The following is a 17,935-nucleotide window of genomic DNA, read 5'->3' as shown; positions in this document are numbered from 1 at the left end:
GGCCTGCCCCGCTCCGCGCGCGTCCAGCGCCCTGATTGGCTGGAGATCAAAATACTGGTGAAACGCCTTCCCGGCAACGCGTATGTTCGGGCAGGGTACGGGTGAGGGGCGTCATCGCACTGCTGACACGGGCAGGATTCGCCGCGGGACGGTATAATACGGTTGAGGTGATTTGATGAGTGTAGTCGGTCGATTCATCGTGTCGGACCCGGACGTCTGCCACGGAAAACCCACTTTCCGGGGTACGAGGATTATGGTTTCGCAGGTTCTGGACCAGTTGGCGGCCGGCATGGCATGGGAAACCATCGAGGAGGAATGGCGCGGGGCAATAAGCCGTGACGCCATCGCCGAAGCTGTACGCCTGGCGGGACAGGCATAGCGCTTCCGGTTGGGACTGATCACCGCTAGGTGCGTACGGTAGCGAAACCGGACAAAGCCGATTCCGGTCTCGCGAATCGGCTTCAGCCGACATTCCCCAGCGCAGCGACCGACTTCAGTCGGTCGGGCATGCCTCCCCCAATCCACTCGCAGGGAGCGCTCGTATCGCCGAACCCTGACGAACATGTTACAATTATGGATAGCAACGGTCTGTGCGCATCAGCGCATTGCGCCGGGCAACGGCGCGGGAGGCTTTCCATGTTCAGTTCCAGCAAAGCCGCGTTCTCACTGGCGGCCGCACTCATCTCGATCGCCGCCGTCGCGGCGCCTCCCAATGGGAACGAACAGGTTCCCGCCACCCCGGCGTTCTCCAAATCCATCGACCGCCCGTCTATCCGCGATTTCGAGCGTGCCCGCGAGAGACGCGCCGTTATCGAGGCGCAGGACAGTCTGGCCCGCACCGGCACTCCTCCCGCGGAGAGCTCTGCAAGATTGGCCGCGCGAGGGCGCATGCTGGCCAAAACAGGCACCGACAAGGTCCTCGTTATCCTGGTGGAATTCGACCCGGCGCACCCGGATACCTATACCTGGACGCCCGGAGTCTCCACATGGGACCCGCTCGGGAGAGCCAACGGAGCCGAATGGACCGGCAATGTCGCGGATGTCGGAAACGCCGCCGCCTCCAACAGGCTCGCCCAGGTGAACAACATCACGGGGCCCACCAACTACACCTATTCCGGACCCCTTCATAACCAGATCCCGGCGCCCAACCAGTACTCCACTTACATCTGGACCCCGGATTTTAACCCCCAGTGGTACAACGACCTCATCTTCGGGAACGGCGTGAAATTTCAGTACACGCGCCCCGACGGGTCTGCGATGAACGAGGACTTCACCGGCCTCAGCGTGCGCAATTATTACGAAGACCTTTCCGGCGGCCAGTACAACATCACCGGCACCGTGGTTGGATGGCTGAAGCTGCCGCATTCCGTTTACTGGTATGGCGCGGATCCCTGCCCCGGCGCGCGGAGTGGAATCCGCACATCGTGGGCCGGCGCTATCCCGGGAGCGGGCAACGCCCAGTCGCTGGTCACGGATGCCCTCGACGCCGTCAATCAGGCCTATCCCGGATTCGACTGGAAATCCTACGACCAGAACGGAGACGGCGTGATAGATCGCCTCTGGATCATCCATGCCGGAGTGGGCGAGGAGGATTCCACCGCGCTCCTGAACGCCACCCCGTATGGAGAAGGCGGGATGTGGTCCCACTCGTCCGCGGTTTACCCGCAGTACACCGTCTATTCGGACGCGACCTCGAAGGTCGTCGCCGGACCCTACATCATGATGCCCGAGAACTGCGGCATATCCGTGCTGGCCCACGAGTACGCCCACAACCTCGGCGCCGAGGATCTCTACGCCTATGACCGCGGCAACCCGTCGGCGGGATTCTGGACCGTGATGTGCAACAGTTGGACTGGATACCCCCTCGGGTTCCTGCCAACCGGGATGGACCCATGGCACCTGGACAACTGGGGCTGGCTGGATCCGGTGGTGGCGTCCGATCCCAATCGCGTGTACAAGGTCCAGTTGGGACAGGCCAGCGGCTTCCCCGGCGGTGCGGGCGTTTCCCGCGGCGTGCGCATCCCGCTTCCGGACGGGCGTTCACCGCTGCCGGTCACGCCCGAAGCTCAATACGAATGGTGGGGCGGGGCGCAGGATCTCGCCAACGGGATGATGACTCTGAATGCCCCGGTGGCCGTCCCCGCCGCCGGGGCCACGCTCACCGCCAGGATGGCCTGGGATATCGAACAATCGTGGGACTTCCTGTGGGTACAGGTATCATTGGATGGCAGCACGTGGACGACCCTCATCAACCCGTACACCTCCTCGGTCCACGACCCCAACTGGATCGGGGGCGCCTACGGTTTTCCGGACGACCTCGCAGCGGCCGGCATCGGTGGATTCACCGGGAGGTCGGGGGGTTGGCCTGCCTACACGGACCAGACTTTCGACCTCAGCGCCTTCGCCGGCAAGAGCATTCGCCTGAGATTCTGGTATATGACCGACTGGAGCACCACGGGCGCCGGGCCGTTTGTGGACTCCGTGCAAATCTCCTCCGGCCTCACCACGCTGCTGAATTCTCAACCTGATCCATCCTCCGCAACGTGGGCCTACAGCGCTCCGTGGGAAGTCAACGACGGGGGGCAGCGCTTCAGCCACAACTTCTATCTGCAATGGCGCAACGCCACCCTGTCGGGAGGGTACGACAGAAGCCTGGCCGAACCGCGATGGGACATGAGCCCCGTCAACTCCGGCCTGTTGGTCTGGTACAACGACAATTTCTACAGCGACAACGAAGTCGGCCATCACCTGACAGATCCACCCGGGTTTGGTCCTAAGGGCCGCGAGCTTGTTGTGGACGCCCATCCCCAGCCGTATCGCTGGTCCGCCTACGCGCCGCTGTATCCCAACGAGGCCGCGGACCTCTCCAGCTATGGCATGATGCGAGATGCGCCGTTCAGCTTGAACGACAGCGTGCCATTCACCTACGGCGGCGAGGCCTTTTCGGGCCGCCCGGCCGTGCCCGACTTCCGCGATGCCCAGGGGTACTATCCGGGCGCGGAGTTCGTCTCGCTGGGAGCGGGATATACTCCACCGAGGATGGCATGGTGTACCAGCCAGTGGGACGCTTCGGCTGTGATGCCCGGCAAAGTGGCGTACGGGCTCAAAGCCCCCGGATACGCTCCCACGGACCCGTTGTACTGGGGTCTCTACGCAAGAGGCGCCGGCACGGTGGGCGCGACGATCCAGAGCGGCTTGGGATACGCCGGTGGAACCGGTAACCCCGGCGATTCCGGCGCGGCGTATGGTTGGAACGCCAGGGTGCTCACCGATGCGCCGGCTGGAGGGACGGTGGTCGTCTGGAATACCGCTGTGCCGCCGGTGACAGCCTCGGACGACCGCTATGCGCGAGCCGTCTCATCCCCATTGACAGTGTCCGCGCCCGGCGTCCTCGCGAACGATTCCGGCCCGCAGGGGTGGCCCGATGTTGCCTCCGCAGAACTCGTCTACCAGGCTCTGAACGGGACGGTGGTTCTCTCACCGAGCGGCGCGTTCACCTACACTCCAAACGCCGGATACAACGGTGCGGATGTGTTCACATATCACATTCGAACGGCATACGGCGCCGTTTCCAACGAAGCGACCGTCTTCATCGGACGGCGCGGGGACGTGAATCTGGATGGAACGGTCAACCTCGCCGATGCGCGACAGGCGCTGCAAATAGCCGGAGGCCTGATGGCTCCACTGGCGCCGGACCGCGTGATGGTGGTGGGCGATCTCAGTGGTGACGGGCGCCTGGATGTGCTGGACGCGGTGCGCGTGCTGCGAATTGCGCTGGGAAAGGACCAATAGCGCGGGGTCGGCGCCTCGTGTACGTCCGCCCGTTTCCTCGGCGGACCAGACGTTAACGGCACTGCCCTTCCCGTGCCTTCGTCCTGGCAGAACGACAACACGGTTGGGACTTTGGCGTCGTCTCCGTCTTCCGCGCGGACCCTGGCAGAAGCCTTAGGAGTTCTCTACTCTTCAGGTTCGCCCGACGGTGCGAACCCCAGGCTAGCGGAGTTGATGCAATAACGCAGGCCCGTGGGCGCCGGTCCGTCCGGGAAGACGTGCCCCAGATGCCCCTTGCAGCGAGCGCAGACGACTTCGATCCGTTTCATCCCATGGCTCAGATCGGCGCGCTCCTCGATACGGGCCTTGTCCACCGCATCGTAAAAGCTGGGCCAGCCGCAACGGGAGTCGAACTTCTCGGCGGACGTGAACAGCACGGCGCCGCACCCCGCACACGTGTAGCTGCCGTCCGCGTGGTGGTTCCAGAACTCGCCCGTGAACGCAGGCTCCGTACCCGCTTCGCGGAGCACACGGTACTGCTCCGGCGTCAGTTCCTTCCGCCACTCTTTGTCCGTCTTCACAATCGCATCGTCCATTTTGTTAACCTCGGCAATCAACCACAAAGGCACAAAGACACAAAGATGGTTGTCCTTTGTGTCTTTGTGCCTTCGTGGTTATGCACGGTCAGATATGGCAGCTCGCCAGGCCTTTCTTCTCCAGATACTGCTGGTGGTATTCCTCCGCCGGCCAGAATTCGGGCGCGGGCTCAATCTTTGTGACAATGGGGCGCGCGAACCTGCCCTCAGCGGCCAGTTTTTCGCGCGAAGCCTGCGCCGCAGTTTCCTGCTCATCGGAGTGCGTGAAGATGGCGCTGCGATACTGGTCACCAACGTCCGGCCCCTGCCGGTTCAACGTCGTGGGGTCGTGATTGGACCAGAAGACCTCCAGCAGATCGTCATACGAGACGACCGCCGGGTCGAACTCCACGCGCACGACCTCGGCGTGTCCGGTCGTATGCGAGCACACGTCCTGATACGTCGGGTGTGGCACTCTGCCACCCTGGTAACCCACGGTTGTGTTCAACACACCCTTCACCCGGCGAAATGCCGCTTCCACGCCCCAGAAGCACCCCGCTGCAAACGTCGCGATTTCAGTCATATCCCTGCATCCCCTCTCCTTCGCCTCTTCATGGAAACGCGCGTGTGAGCCGGATGCGTTCCACGTATTCCACGGTATCGCGCAGCCGGGCTCCCTCAGATGGCGTCTTTCACAATCCTAGTGCGCGGCGCAGGAGGGCGGTCGCTTCCACGAGGTTGCCGGCGGAGTCCGGCGTGGATGGACAAAGCCCCCCGGCGACGCGGAGAGCCTGCTTGACGTCTCCGACCGGGTCGCTGAACGCATCGATCGACGTCAGGACGTTTCCGCCGAAATCGAAGGTGGCCAGGTTCTCCCACGCGGAACCGAATGAAGCGGTGGAGATCCAGTCGGGCTCCCAATACACCACGCCGGCTCCCTTTCCACCCGGCACGGCCCGGACGATGCTGAACACGGCGTCGAGGAATGCCCTTTGCCCCGCGGGCGTCGCGGGGTATCCGGTTGAAAGCTGGCTCGGCAGCCCGACGATGTTATTGGTGGCGTCCTGGTTGGCGAGGGTCCAGGGATAGGCGGCTTCAACCACCATGACCGGCTTGCCGTATCGCTGCGCGAGGTCTCCGAGATTCGCGGCCAGCGCCTGTGGGGTTCCGTGCCACCAGGGGTAGTAGGAAAGGCCGATCGTATCGAACGGCACGGCATTCCGGACAGCCGCGTCGTACCAGTCGCGGCACCAGGCATTGTTGCCGCCGGAATCGATGTGAAGCACGATGGACGTCGACCGCCCGGCGGGCATACCGTCCTTCACGCCCGCCACGCCTGCTTTGAGCAGCGAGGCAAAGCGCGGCCAGTTGGGGTCGGTGCCGCCGCTGACATATCCCGTTGGCCAGAGCATCCCTGCTCGGATCTCGTTGCCCACTTGCACGAAATCAGGCGGCGTGCCCTGCGCGGCCAGGCTGGATACGATGTCCTTCGTAAAGTCGTGCACAGCAGTGCGCAATGCATCGTCGGACAGGGTGGCCCACGCCGCCGGCTTCGTCTGGTGCGCCGGATCCGCCCATGTGTCCGAATAATGGAAATCGATCAGGAGGCGCATCCCCAGCGCGTGGCCCCGGCTGGCGAGACCCAGCACATCGGCTTTACCGCTGTAACCGTCGGCAGGGTTGTTCCACACCCTCAGTCTCAGCAGGTTCACGCCGTGGTTGCGGAAGATCGCCAGGGCATCCCTCTTGAGCCCGCCGTCGTAGTAGGCGCCCCCGTGGTCCTCAATCTGCCGGAGGAACGAGGCATCGACGCCCCTGACGAACGGAAATGGGCAATCCGCGCCCCGAGCCTGGATGCAAAGCGCTATGAGGCAGACCGCGAGGATCAGTTTCGGGAGTTCGCTCATTTCTTTACAGCCCCAACGCCTTTCGCATAACCATGGCGGCGTCAACGAGGTCAATGCCCGGGCCGCCGTTGAGATCCAGACGCGCGTCCTCCGCCGTCGCGGACGCCAGGCCTCCGGCAACCTGAAGCGCGTGAACCGCATCCGCTGCGACATACGGAGCCCCGACGGTAAACCTGGCAAACTGCATGCCCGGCACCCCGGTAAGGTCCGGCGCAATCCCGAGGTTTGCCGTGCCGCCTTCGATACCGGGCAGCCACTGATTGCTGACGGTCCCGTCGGACCCCAGGATGCACGAGGCGATGCGCATCGTCTTTCCCATCGGGGATGATACTCCGAGAGCGCTCCACGGGACGAATATCTCGAAGCCCGTGGTTGCCGTTGCGGCGGATGATGCAATGGTTCCCGTGACCCCGTTGGTATTCGTGTTGTCGAAAGCGGCCTGAATTCCATCCGCGTTGCTGCCACCGCTCAGCGTGCCCGAGTGGCCGTTCACCACGTTGTTTCCGCGGTAGGTCTTGATACCGGAGCCCGATGCCGGAAGTGCCACCTGGTCCAGGTAAAGCGTTCCGCCGTTCGTGTTCGCGAAGAACAACTGCGAGGGCGAGAATCCGGCGTCCATCTTGAGCGCGGTCAGCGCCTGCAATCCGCCCGGCGGCGGCGCCAGCGTCGAAGTGTCCAGAATATTCTGCCCTCCCGACCCTGTGTCCACAAACACGGCCAGGGCGGTGCCGTCGGTCGCGAGGTTCCCGGTTATTCCCACAAGCAGTCCGTCGGACTGACCCTTGGCGAACAACTGGTCGAGTTCGGAAACGTTGTCGCCGAAGTTGGTCGGGGTATCCTGCGTTACCGTGACCGCCGCCGCAGAGACGGACGCCGGGATATCGATGCCATCCACAACCGCGGGCGGCACCACCGGCGGTGTTGCGTTCAGTTCCATCACGCGATAGCCGTATGGCCCGACCGAGACCGGATAAGCGCCCTTGTTTGTGCCGGTCATCGCCGCCAGCGCCGCTCCCGTAACCACATCCTTGACGCCGGTCCCGCCGGTTGGGAGCGTGAACCCAGACATATCCACGGCGCCGTTCCATTGGGGTCCACCGAGGTTGATCGCCACGAGCAGCGTTTGCGGATCGCCGGCCGCCGGGGCGTAGCGCCGCACGAACGACCAGATATGCGAATCACTGTTGCTCACGGCCGTATAGCCGCCGCGTCGCAGCGCCGGCGTGTTCTTGCGCAGGGCGATAAGGCTGCGATACGTCTCCAGCAGCGATCCGGCGACGCCCTGCTGCTCCTCGACGGATTTGCCATCGTGATCGCGTTCGTACCGGTTGTTGTACGCTCCCGAGTTGAGCACGAAATAGTTGCTCATGGGGGCGCCGGCGTTCACCGCCGTCCATTTGAACGGCTCGCGGACCGGGATGTCGTTCGCGTCGCTGCCGTAGTTGCCCTTCACGCCGGTCATTCCCAGTTCGTCACCCATGTAGATGACGGGCGGGAACGGCTGGAGCATCAGCACCGCCGCGGCCGCCTTGGTGCGATCGGCATTCTCCGGGCCGGTCATATACAGCGCGGAGGCCAGCCGGTCGACGTCGTGATTGTTTATGATCCCGAGCAGGGTTCCCTGTCCCGCGCCTTTCAGCGCCGATAGCGTGCTCGCCATGCTGGGGTACAATTCGGTGGCGTTCTCGTGCATCACAGCGTCGCGAGCGGCGAACATGAACGGCATTGTGAAAGCTGCATCGTGAACGCTCAGGAACTCGTTTCCGAACGATCCCCAATCCGCCTGCTCGACAAAGGTGAACACATCGGGGTTGACCGTCTTCAGCGCCGCCTTCCACGGCGTCCAGAAGCCGGCCATCGTGTAGCCAAGCCCGGCAGGCTGCTGGTCGCCGTTCACAAGCACATGGTCGAGGCGGTAGCCCGCGATGCCGTCGCGCAGCGTGCCGTCGCCGTGCGGGTCCAGCCATTTCTTGCACCAATCGATGACCTGTTGCCTCGCGCCCGCGTTGCGCAGGTCCCAGTCGATGAATCCGACGGTGCTGCCGTTCCACGTTGTGTAGCTGTATCCCGTGAATTGAGTGTTCTGGGCGTTGGTGAACGCCAGCCACGCATCGTACGGGCTTGACGGGTTGTTGTACGCGCTTTGGTAAAACGTGGAGTTTGTGGAAATGCCGTAGCAGACGAGATCTATGTAGACCTTGATGCCGTGCAGTTTCGCTTGCGCGACGAAATTCAGGAACTCGGCTTCGGTTCCGAACCATGGATTCACCCGGTCGGCGGGTCCGTACTGATACCCGTGGTACGCGGGGGATGGGAAGATCGGGTTCATCCAGACGGAGGTTACGCCAAGGCCCTGCAGGTAGTCCAGCGAAGCCGTCATGCCGTTGAAATCGCCGAAGCGTGCGTTCGCCGGGCCGCCATTTGGACCCGAGTTGCGCCACGCGATGGGCATGAATTGGTAGAACACTTCGTCCGCGGCGGGGCTCTCGGTGAACGGTGCGCACCGTACACCGGGTGCGAAGAGCGCAGTTGCCGCGATGGCTATGAGCCGGAGCAGCCAGGATTGTCGTCGCATCCGCCACACCCCCATCCTGTGAATACGTATTCCTTATGAACTGAGTATACCACGCTGACCCCGTCCTGGATATCGGAGCCGTCAGGTTGACTTGGGAACCGGCAGATCGCCGATACGGCGAAGAAGCGGGGTGATCGTCAGGCCCTGCACGATTACCGAAAACGCGACAACCGCGAACGTCACCGTCTTCAGGACGGATGGGTTCGGAATTCCATCGGGCAGGCTCAGAACCAGGGCGAGCGCCAGCGCGCCGCGGAGCCCGCCCCAGAAGAGCACATGCTGATGACGCAGGCTGACGCTGTTGATCGACCGGGTGAACGCCGCGCAGCAGCCATACACCGCCAGCGCGCGTCCAGCCAGAATGAGTGGAATCGCTATCAGGATTGGCAGCCACGCCGCCGCGAAATTCTCGCGGGTGAGGCTCATCCCGATAAGCAGAAACACGAGCGAGTTCGCCGCGAAGGCCACGTACTCCCAGAACGATTCCACGGCTTCGCGGCCGCGATCCGTGAACGAGGCCACTGAACCCACGTTGCCCATCAGGATGCCGGCCGTCATCGTCGCCAGAACGCCGGACAAGTGGAAATGCTCGGCCAGCAGGAACGAAGCGTAGGCCGAGACAACCGTGAGCGTAATCTCCACCAGGTGGTCGTCCGTTTGGCCAGCCAGCAATAGAAGGCCGCCGGCAACCAGGCCGCCGCATAATACGCCGCCGAGCACCGTTGTGAGAAAGCCGAACCCAATGGACGCAGCGCTCACGGCGCCGCCGGCGATCGCTGCGAGGGCCACGGCGAAGAGCACGGCCGCTGTTCCGTCATTCAGCAGGCTCTCTGCCTCTACCAACAGGCGCAAACGGCCGCGCACGCCGGTGTCCTTGAATGTGGCGATGACCGATACGGGATCGGTCGCCGAAATGAGCACGCCGAAAACGATCGCCGAAGTCCAGGGCCAGTCAGCGAGTCCGTGCAGGCCGGCTGCGACAACGGCCGCCGATGCCGCCACGCCGGCTGTCACCAGCACGGCTAGTAACGCAAACTCGCGCCGGAGGCTTGGCCATTCGATCTGCAGCGCGGCTTCGAAGATGAGGGGCGGCAGGAACGCTGTGAAAATCAGTTGTCTCGTCAGCGCCACGTGGAAATGGGCGGGACCCAACGCCAGGGCCGCGCCCGTGAGCACGAGGGCGACAGTGTAGGGGAGGCGCAAGCGGCGAACAACCATCGCCACTACCGCGGCGACGAGCAGAAGGATTTCCATGCTCTCGATATTCAGCGCCACTTCTATCTCCTGACGTACTCTTTAGCCAAAGGGGGATCTAGCGTCGTCGTCTCCAGTGCGCGGTTGCCCGCATCACTCTGTCCGTCAGGCTACCCTCGCGCACGTGAAGGTCCCGCTGCCTGACGCTCCCAATCGTGACACCCAGCGTTACTTCGAGTCCGGCCGACTTCGACACGCCCAGCTTTTGGCTGGCATACACACTGCGATGGCCTACGATGAGGAACGCAGTGCAGGCAGACAACGCAGCGTAAACTGCCACGGGGGCGGGCAGCATCTCGACTGCCATCACAGACGCGGCCAACGGAGTGTTGGCGCCCGCTGCGACGAGGGCGACGAATCCAAAGGCCGCGAAAACCCCTTCGGGCAAGCCGAAGGTATGCGCGATCGCAGCGCCCCCCACGGCGCCGATGAAGAAGAGTGGCGTGACAATGCCACCGCTTCCACCGGTCTCCAAAGTGACGGCAGTGACTAAGATCTTCACGAAGAAGGCGAGAACAAAGAGCTTTGCCGTCCCGGCGAGCGACATAGCAATTGTCAGCGTTCCCAGCCCCGAATAGCGGTCGCCAGCGAATCGATAGACAAGGATGAGGACCAGTCCTCCCGCGAAAGCAAGCCAATATGGGTGGGAGTCAAACCGCCGCAGGGAGCGCTCGAGGAATCTCATTGTCTCGATGAGGAGAAGCGCCATCACCCCGAACACCGCGCCAGAGAGCAGCGAAAGCAGGACAATCTCGATCTGTCCAAGGCCCGCCAATCCTTCGTGCAGCATGGGCACAGGTGGCGCCGTGCCGCACACGAGATGAGCGACAATTCCGGCGACCATGCAGGGGAAGAGCACACTATACTCGATTTGCCCAAGATAGAGCACTTCTATCCCGAAGACGGCCCCGGAGATGGGGGTGCCGAATACCGCGGCGAAGCCCGCGCCGATCCCGCAGATGACTAAGCGGCGCCGATCGACGTCGCTGAGTTTCAGGATGTCTGCGAACAGGCTTGTGATGGAGGCGCCGATCTGCGCGCATGGCCCCTCTTTCCCGACCGATCCGCCGAATGCGAGCGTCAATACCGTGGCAAGCAGCTTAATGGGGGCGACGGCCCATCGTACGCGACCCCAGTCGTGGTGAACCGCCGCGATGACCGCTTCGGTTCCGTGCCCTTTAGCGTCTGGAGCGAACGTCCGGATGAGCCAGACGCATGCGATCAGGGCAAACGGCAGGAGATAGTAGTGCCGGAACACGGTTCCGTCCAACCGGTGCGCTTGTGCTGTTCCCTCATTGAGGCACCAGAGGAACGCACGAGTGCCCACCCCGACGCTCAATCCGGCGACGCCGCCCAGAAACGCCCACTTCACCGTGCTGATGATGAGGGCTGTGTGTTCCGCGTACCAGCGAGTCTCATCCGCGAGCCTGGGTATGGACGCTTCCGGGACGCGTGCCGTTTGCTCGGCGATCCGATCCGGAGCATCGTCTGGCATCATCCCGCTATGCTCCGGTCGGGCGGAGGCGGCGTGATGCCGTCTTCGGCATATCCCTCCAGACTATGGACGCTGCAGAATTCCTCGATGAGAGCCAGAATGCGGCCTACTCGCGGCCCGCGGAGACGATAGAATCGCAACGACCCGCGTTGATCAACGCTGAGCACGCCGGCGCGGGCCAGAATGGCGAGGTGCTGTGACGTTCCGGACTGCATCAGGCCGAGCGTCGCCGCGATGTCGCCAACGGTCTTTTCGCCGTCCTGGAGAAGCTCAACGATGCGAAGGCGCGTTGGATGCGAGAGTGCACCGAAAATTTCACTGGCACGAAGCCGAATTGGGTTATCCACTTGCTGCAGAACCTTTCCCGTTGTAGCGTATTATGATAACAGGATAGGCTCATTCGCAATTCTGCGGCGAATTTGCTACTGTTCGCACGCCGGTGGAAATTCGCGGAGGGGCCACGCGTGCAGAAGGGGCGCTGCAACTGGTTGCAGTGCCCCTTCGTAACACGGTGTTTGCCACCCCAAACCCTCTACTTGGTCATTGCGGACGTGGAACCGGAGAAGTGGTAACTCATGAAGTTCTCAACCGTGTCACCAACCGGGCTGACCCGGTCCCCATTTTCCACAACCAGACCGACAACCGTTCCGTCATCATTTAGCGCCCACCCGACGAGTGCGCGCGTATCACCCTTTGTCTTGGTTTCTTCGTCCCGGAACGCAGCGCTCCAGCCGACCGCGGGGATGGTCTGAATGATCTTGCTCATCGGCATCGTCTCCTCGTACCTCTCATTTCTGAGAACAAGCGGGATACTACGGATTCACGCCGCGACGGTGGCTGCCGGTCGGGACAATATAGAAATGCATGAGAGCCCTTGCTGTGCCCGGCTTCCCACAATGGCGGCGGCGCCTCCGGATGATGGAGGCTACTGCAATCATAGCATCAGATGCCCAACGTTCAGGCGGCGATCAACAGCGCCCCTGGGGACACGCCGCTCAGGTCCGGCGCGATCCAGTCTGCGCCGGTGAGTTGTTCCGGCGTGAAACTGGTGGTGAGCGCGAGGCATCGCATGCCGGCCGCCCTCGCCGCCGCCACTCCGTTTACCGCGTCTTCCACAACGACGCAATCGGCCGGGAGGATGCCCAGGCGCGCCGCGGCCGCGAGGAATATGTCCGGCGACGGCTTCTTGTGCACCACGTCCTCGCCGCTGACGATAGCGTCAAACGAAACGGGCGGAATGTCGATCTCGCGAAGGTTGATGCCGATCTTGATGCGGTCCGCGCTGCTGGCGACGGCGAGGCGCAAGCCGATTTCGCGGGCCGCCGCGATGAACTCCCGTGCGCCGTTCAGCGGCGTCAGGCGGCCACGGGTGATCTCGTCGTAGATGGCGTACGTTCGAGCCTTCGCCGCCGGGATGTCCAACGTTAGCCCGTACTTTTCAGCGGGGCCTCCCACGAACCGGTCCTCGCCCGCGCCTACAAATGGCTTGAAGTCCTCCGGCTGAACCGTCAACCCGTGCTCCGCCAGCATGCGGGTCGCGGCCTCCCGGATAAAAGGCTCGGAGTCCACCAGCACACCGTCCATGTCGAAGATGATCGCTTTTTGCATGCCATCAGGTTAGCACGGCGGACAGCGACGGCTTCACCGGCCAGTGGCGAGCGCCTCTTTCACGGGAGCGCCCCAATAAGGCGTCGGATGGTAATCCCAGTCCGCCAGCAGACGCGGGGAAGCATCGGGATGGAAGCACCACGCCGTCCAATTGAGACGGTGGCTCTGTATATACGCCAGCACTTTGGGCGCCCATGTGGCGGGATCTTCCTGTTCCGGGTCAGGCTCGCAGCCCACTTCCGAGACGATTACCGGATGCCCGGCAAGGGCAACGCCGACCTTCTGGTCCCACTGCGTCTTCCATGGATAGATATGCGTCGCGTAGACCACCCCGTTGCCGCGTCGGTCTGTTAGGGCGTAGCCGTTCACCACGCCGGTGAGGTCGTACGCCCAGTCCAGCCCGCCTGCCACAATGACGTTCCGCGCGCCCGTTGCGCGAACGACATCCAGAAGGCCCTGGAGGCCGGGAGTATTGTACGCCGATTTCGTTCCCTTGTCCTCTTCGTCCACGTGGCCTCCGTCGCGCCACACCTTCCAGTCAACATCGCGCGGTTCGTTGTAGAGATCGAAGAGAACGGCCGGATGGTTGGCATAACGCGCCGCAGCGTCTTTCCAGAAGGCTGTGCTGTTCGCGTCAGGCATTTTGTGCTGACCCAAATGGCTGCCCCAAACCCCGGCGTCCGACCAGTGGAGGTCCAGCAGGAGGTAGGCTTTGCGCCTTGAGACCGCCTGGATCAGGCTGTCCACAACCGCCCGATACGCTTTTCCGCCATCCGTTTGCCCGGCGGCCTTGCCAAACCATCGGTCCTGGCACACAGGCAGCCTGATAGCGTTCGAATGCCACTCCTCAGTCGCCACGCGCACTGACTCAAGTATTTTGCCATCACCCTCGTTTGACCATTCGAGGCTAGGGATGTTTACACCGGTAAGGCGTATGGTCTTTCCCTGCGCCGTCTGCAACAGATTCCCTTTCACGTGCAACGCCGGTGGTGTAGGGTAGGCTCGAGCAGGCGCCTTGGCTGTCGCGCTGGCCGGGTAGAGATTCATGAACGCGCTGATGAATGCGATGGTGGGCGCGCGAAAAACCATCAGATGGTTTCCACGCTGAACGTAGACCGGAACTGCCGGACTTCGTTTGGCTGTAGCACCGGGATCAGCCGGCCATCCTCCCAGCCTGGTTCTTTCAGGTGCTCGAAGGCGCCCAGTCCGCGCGTCCAGGGTTCGATGCAGAAGAACTCGGCGCCATCCGGCGCGTACGCGAAGAAGAGCTCGCACGTGTCGTCGAAATCCACGTGGATGGCGTGCTGGGCGCGCTCGTCGACGAGGGACATTCGTCGCCCGGTCGGTTCGCCGAACGCCTGGTCGTAGTAGAGGTCGGGCTCCAGGTGGAGGACCCCGTCGGTGGGCTCGGTCTCACCCGTGAACAGCACCGTGTCTTTGGTAAGGCCGAGGCGCCTTGCAACAGGCAGGCGCACCGTCACGCCCTCGCGCCGGGGGTTGGATATCCGGAAATACGGATGGTAGCCGAACGCGACCGGCGCGGGAATAGAGTCTTCGTTGGTGATGGTCGCTTCCAGTTCCACTGCGCCCGGCTTCAGCGTGAAGCGCTGGGTCAGGCCCACGCGAAACGGGTAGTTCTCGTCGTGAACCTTTTCCGGAACGCTCAACCGATAGAGGACGGAGGCCTCGTCGGCATCGACGGCTTCCTCCACTTTCTCGAATCGGGACAGGAACACGATCCCGTGCGACGGCATTGTGTACGGCTTGTCCGATCCCGCCAGCCTCCACGGGCCGGCCACCGGTCCACCCATCGAGTGGTCCCAGGTCCGGCCGACGGACGGGAACAGGATGGGGTTGCCGCCGCCGGTGATTTTGACCGCCGCCTCGGGGTATCCCTGTGGGACGTACATCAAGTCGCGACCGCCAACGATCCACGAGAAGAGGTTGCACCCCCAATCCGGTGCAATCCGGATGCTGTCTCCGCTGCTGATCTGATATGTGTCGAATGGCCTCATGATGCCATCAGGATAGCATCGCGCCCGCCCGTTCATGGTGCGTCGCCGAGTCGATGTCCCGAGCAACATAATACAGCAGCCTCCTATGAAGGGAATCCTGTACCATGACGACATTGCCTCTTGCCGGCGCTTCACTCCTGATGCTTATCGCCGCGTCCGTTCGTGCCGCGGATGACCATTTTGCGGACCTCATCCGGCAGCCCGATTCGGCGACGGTTGACACCGACACCGGAACCCTCGGTCTCCAGCCTGAGCGTGGCGCCTGGCGTGGCGGCGGCGTGATCGTGCGCGCAATCGCCGGTGCAGGCGGCCTGGCCGTTGATATGTCGGCGCCGGGGATCGCCGTCAGGACCGTCCGATTGCGCTGGATCACGCGCGCCCCGGAGGGTTGGAAGTATCTGGGTGACGCCTGGGAGCGCGCTTACGGTAACCTCCAGTGGCTTCCACTTGACGCCAACCGCGTGATGCCGTGGTATTTCCTGGCGAGCGACGGGAAAACCACGAACGGATACGGCGTGAAGACGCAGCCGGCGGCGATGTGCGGCTGGCAGATCGATCCCGGGAGCATTACGCTCACTGCCGACGTCCGGTGCGGCGGAAAGGGTGTGCTGTTGGGTGACCGCCGCCTCCCGGTCTGTACCGTGGTGACGCGTCCCGGGCTAAACGGCGAGACGCCGTTCGCCGCGGCGCGCGCGTTCTGCCGGCAGATGTGCGCCAAACCTCGCATGCCGAAGCAGCCGCTCTACGGGTTCAATGATTGGTATTGCGATTACGGCCGGAACAGCGCGGAGAGTGTACGGTTCTATGCCGCGTTTGTCGCCCGTCTGGCGCCGGCTGGCGGGAACCGGCCCTTCATGGTCGTCGACGACGGCTGGCAGCCAGGTGGCGGTTCCGGCAGCGGCGGCCCGTGGGATCGCAGCAACGGGAAGTTTCCATCCATGACGCAGTTGGCCGCCGACATCCGCGCGGCGGGCGCGCGTCCCGGGATATGGACCCGCCTTCTGCCGGCGCAGGAGGGCCAGCCCGAATCGTGGCGGATCGCCGGGAAGGCGAACGTTCTGGACATCTCCAAGCCCGAGGTTCGCGCGTACGTAAAGGAGACGGTGGCGAGGCTGCGCGGGTGGGGGTACGACCTCATCAAGCACGACTACTCGACGTTCGACATCTCCGATGCCTGGGGTCGAAGCGCGGGCGCCGCTCCGGACGCCAAGTGGGCCTTCGCCGACAGGTCCCGCACGACGGCCGAAATCCTGCTGGACCATTACCGCAGCATTCGCGAGGGCGCCGGAGATGCCGTGGTCATCGGCTGCAACACCGTCAGCCACCTCGCGGCGGGCATTTTCGAGGCGCAGCGGATCGGAGACGACACCAGCGGCAGGGAGTGGGCTCGCACGCTCAAGATGGGTGTCAACAGCCTGGCTTTCCGCGCGGCGCAGCAAGGTACGTTCTACGCCGCCGATGCCGATTGCGTGGGCCTCGCCCAGGCGGACGCCATCCCTTGGGAACTCAACCGCCAGTGGCTGGACCTGGTCGCGAAATCCGGCACGCCGCTGTTCATCTCGTTCAAGAGGGACTCCCTGAAGCCGGAGCAGGAGAAGGAGGTCGCGGCCGCCCTCGCGATCGCCGCAAGGCCGCAACCACTCGGTGAACCGTTGGACTGGTTCGACAACCCCCGCCCGGCCCGATGGAAGCTCCTTGGGCGTGAGGTGGACTACAACTGGGGCGGGTAAAGACCAGAGACTCGCGTTTGAGGAACGTGCCCTCGCCTTCCTACCATCCAGACGGTACACCAGTACAGCGCCGCCAGCACTGCGAAAGGATTTCAGAGTGAAGAAGATCGGATTTATCGATTACTACATCGATGAGTGGCACGCGAACAACTACCCGAAGTGGATTCGGGACAGCCGTCTGGGCAGTGAGTTTGAAGTGGCCCTCGCCTGGGAGGAAATGACGCCGGATGGCCGCATCAGCATCGACGAGTGGTGCAAGCGCGAAGGCGTGGCCAAAGCCGCCAGCATCGAGCAGGTTGTCCGGGAATGTGATGCGTTGGTTGTCCTCTCACCGGATAACGCCGAACGCCACGAGGACCTGGCGGACCTCCCGCTGCGAAGCGGTAAACCTGTCTACATCGACAAGCCGATCGCGCCGTCACTGGCCGCCGCCCAACGCCTGTTCGACAAGGCCGCCGCGCATGGCACGACCATGATGTCGTCGTCCGCGTTGCGCTTCAGCGAGCCACTGCAAACGGCGCTGAAAAGCACGCTGGCCGGCCAGAAGGCCAAATATGTGGCCACCGAAGGCCCCGGGGTGTTCCATATCTACGCGATCCACCAGATCGAAATGCTGGTCATGACGCTGGGTACAGGCGCCACACACGTGCTCCAGAATGGCGACGGCGCCGCGAAGCAGATGCTCATCCGCTATGCCGACGATCGCCGTGCATCCGTGACACTTGCCCCGGGCCTGGATTTCCGCGTTTACGCCGCATACGGCGAAGAGCGGGCGATCACCATCCCGACCATGGGCGACTTCTTCCCGCGCTTCATCGACGATATGCTGGAGTTCTTCAAGACCGGCGTGTCCCCGATCGATCCGCGCGAGACGCTGGAGATCGCCGCTCTCATCGAGGCCGGCCAGACCGCGTTGAACACCCCGGACAACTGGGTGCCGGTGCCTGCTGCCAAGGCCTGAGCTAGCCTCCATAGTTCGTGCCGCCATGACCGGTCGACCGGTCA

General features: G+C 63.3%; 15 protein-coding genes. 4 read left to right on the top strand and 11 right to left on the bottom strand.

The genetic code is table 11. The features are described 5' to 3' along the window. Positions 1-175 precede the first annotated feature (175 nt). Complete coding sequence (locus tag VGM51_04050) at positions 176-379, top strand: DUF433 domain-containing protein (protein ID HEY3412215.1); 204 nt, start codon at positions 176-178, stop codon at positions 377-379. Between the two features lie 257 nt (positions 380-636). Continuing rightward, on the top strand, positions 637-3,792 hold the full coding sequence (locus tag VGM51_04045; GenBank protein ID HEY3412214.1) for a M6 family metalloprotease domain-containing protein: 3,156 nt from the start codon (positions 637-639) through the stop codon (positions 3,790-3,792). Between the two features lie 164 nt (positions 3,793-3,956). Here the strand turns inward: VGM51_04045 and msrB are convergent, their stop codons facing one another. The 11 genes from msrB to VGM51_03990 all read right to left on the bottom strand — a co-directional run bounded on the left by msrB (position 3,957) and on the right by VGM51_03990 (position 15,200). Then, on the bottom strand, positions 3,957-4,367 hold the full coding sequence (gene msrB, locus VGM51_04040) for a peptide-methionine (R)-S-oxide reductase MsrB (GenBank protein ID HEY3412213.1): 411 nt from the start codon (positions 4,365-4,367) through the stop codon (positions 3,957-3,959). Positions 4,368-4,455: 88 nt separating this feature from the next. Further along, positions 4,456-4,929 carry a peptide-methionine (S)-S-oxide reductase MsrA gene (gene msrA, locus VGM51_04035; protein ID HEY3412212.1) on the bottom strand — a complete coding sequence of 158 codons (474 nt, stop codon included), beginning with the start codon at positions 4,927-4,929 and terminating at the stop codon, positions 4,456-4,458. 109 nt (positions 4,930-5,038) lie between these two features. After that, entirely contained in the window at positions 5,039-6,253 is a 1,215-nt protein-coding gene (locus tag VGM51_04030) for an arabinogalactan endo-1,4-beta-galactosidase (GenBank protein ID HEY3412211.1), read from the bottom strand. 4 nt (positions 6,254-6,257) lie between these two features. Then, positions 6,258-8,828, bottom strand: a complete 2,571-nt coding sequence (locus VGM51_04025) for an alpha-amylase family glycosyl hydrolase (protein ID HEY3412210.1) — start codon at positions 8,826-8,828, stop codon at positions 6,258-6,260. Positions 8,829-8,909: 81 nt separating this feature from the next. Then, positions 8,910-10,103 carry a cation:proton antiporter gene (locus VGM51_04020; GenBank protein HEY3412209.1) on the bottom strand — a complete coding sequence of 398 codons (1,194 nt, stop codon included), beginning with the start codon at positions 10,101-10,103 and terminating at the stop codon, positions 8,910-8,912. A gap of 37 nt (positions 10,104-10,140) precedes the next feature. Next, positions 10,141-11,580, bottom strand: coding sequence for a chloride channel protein (locus tag VGM51_04015; GenBank protein ID HEY3412208.1), 1,440 nt, complete (start codon positions 11,578-11,580; stop codon positions 10,141-10,143). Next, positions 11,577-11,924: a metalloregulator ArsR/SmtB family transcription factor gene (locus VGM51_04010; GenBank protein HEY3412207.1), complete on the bottom strand. Its 348-nt coding sequence runs from the start codon at positions 11,922-11,924 to the stop codon at positions 11,577-11,579. The genes VGM51_04015 and VGM51_04010 overlap by 4 nt, the downstream gene beginning before the upstream one ends. Before the next feature lie 185 nt (positions 11,925-12,109). Then, the gene (locus VGM51_04005; GenBank protein ID HEY3412206.1) at positions 12,110-12,343 is read right to left on the bottom strand and encodes a hypothetical protein; all 234 of its coding nucleotides are present in this window, start codon (positions 12,341-12,343) and stop codon (positions 12,110-12,112) included. A gap of 191 nt (positions 12,344-12,534) precedes the next feature. Continuing rightward, positions 12,535-13,185 carry an HAD-IA family hydrolase gene (locus VGM51_04000; protein ID HEY3412205.1) on the bottom strand — a complete coding sequence of 217 codons (651 nt, stop codon included), beginning with the start codon at positions 13,183-13,185 and terminating at the stop codon, positions 12,535-12,537. 33 nt (positions 13,186-13,218) lie between these two features. Continuing rightward, positions 13,219-14,274, bottom strand: coding sequence for a cellulase family glycosylhydrolase (locus tag VGM51_03995; protein ID HEY3412204.1), 1,056 nt, complete (start codon positions 14,272-14,274; stop codon positions 13,219-13,221). Continuing rightward, a complete protein-coding gene (locus VGM51_03990; protein ID HEY3412203.1) occupies positions 14,274-15,200 on the bottom strand; it encodes a hypothetical protein in 927 nt (308 codons plus the stop codon). The genes VGM51_03995 and VGM51_03990 overlap by 1 nt, the downstream gene beginning before the upstream one ends. A gap of 104 nt (positions 15,201-15,304) precedes the next feature. On the opposite strand from VGM51_03990, the gene VGM51_03985 reads away from it, so the two are divergent. Both VGM51_03985 and VGM51_03980 read left to right on the top strand, forming a co-directional pair. Then, on the top strand, positions 15,305-16,930 hold the full coding sequence (locus tag VGM51_03985; GenBank protein HEY3412202.1) for a hypothetical protein: 1,626 nt from the start codon (positions 15,305-15,307) through the stop codon (positions 16,928-16,930). A 97-nt stretch (positions 16,931-17,027) separates the two neighbouring features. Beyond that, positions 17,028-17,891, top strand: a complete 864-nt coding sequence (locus VGM51_03980) for a Gfo/Idh/MocA family oxidoreductase (protein HEY3412201.1) — start codon at positions 17,028-17,030, stop codon at positions 17,889-17,891. Positions 17,892-17,935 lie beyond the last annotated feature (44 nt).

The organism is Armatimonadota bacterium, from assembly GCA_036504095.1.
Lineage (GTDB): Bacteria > Armatimonadota > DTGP01 > JAKQQT01 > JAKQQT01 > DASXUL01.
This window is presented reverse-complemented; position numbering and strand designations above follow the sequence as displayed.

Coding starts and splice junctions, on each gene's coding strand:
- VGM51_03985 (HEY3412202.1), top strand. CDS start 15,305: ATGACGACATTGCCTCTTGCCGGCGCTTCACTCCTGATGCTTATCGCC.
- VGM51_04050 (HEY3412215.1), top strand. CDS start 176: ATGAGTGTAGTCGGTCGATTCATCGTGTCGGACCCGGACGTCTGCCAC.
- VGM51_04005 (HEY3412206.1), bottom strand. CDS start 12,343: ATGAGCAAGATCATTCAGACCATCCCCGCGGTCGGCTGGAGCGCTGCG.
- msrA (HEY3412212.1), bottom strand. CDS start 4,929: ATGACTGAAATCGCGACGTTTGCAGCGGGGTGCTTCTGGGGCGTGGAA.
- VGM51_04030 (HEY3412211.1), bottom strand. CDS start 6,253: ATGAGCGAACTCCCGAAACTGATCCTCGCGGTCTGCCTCATAGCGCTT.
- VGM51_03995 (HEY3412204.1), bottom strand. CDS start 14,274: ATGGTTTTTCGCGCGCCCACCATCGCATTCATCAGCGCGTTCATGAAT.
- VGM51_04025 (HEY3412210.1), bottom strand. CDS start 8,828: ATGCGACGACAATCCTGGCTGCTCCGGCTCATAGCCATCGCGGCAACT.
- msrB (HEY3412213.1), bottom strand. CDS start 4,367: ATGGACGATGCGATTGTGAAGACGGACAAAGAGTGGCGGAAGGAACTG.
- VGM51_04045 (HEY3412214.1), top strand. CDS start 637: ATGTTCAGTTCCAGCAAAGCCGCGTTCTCACTGGCGGCCGCACTCATC.
- VGM51_04015 (HEY3412208.1), bottom strand. CDS start 11,580: ATGATGCCAGACGATGCTCCGGATCGGATCGCCGAGCAAACGGCACGC.
- VGM51_04000 (HEY3412205.1), bottom strand. CDS start 13,185: ATGCAAAAAGCGATCATCTTCGACATGGACGGTGTGCTGGTGGACTCC.
- VGM51_03990 (HEY3412203.1), bottom strand. CDS start 15,200: ATGAGGCCATTCGACACATATCAGATCAGCAGCGGAGACAGCATCCGG.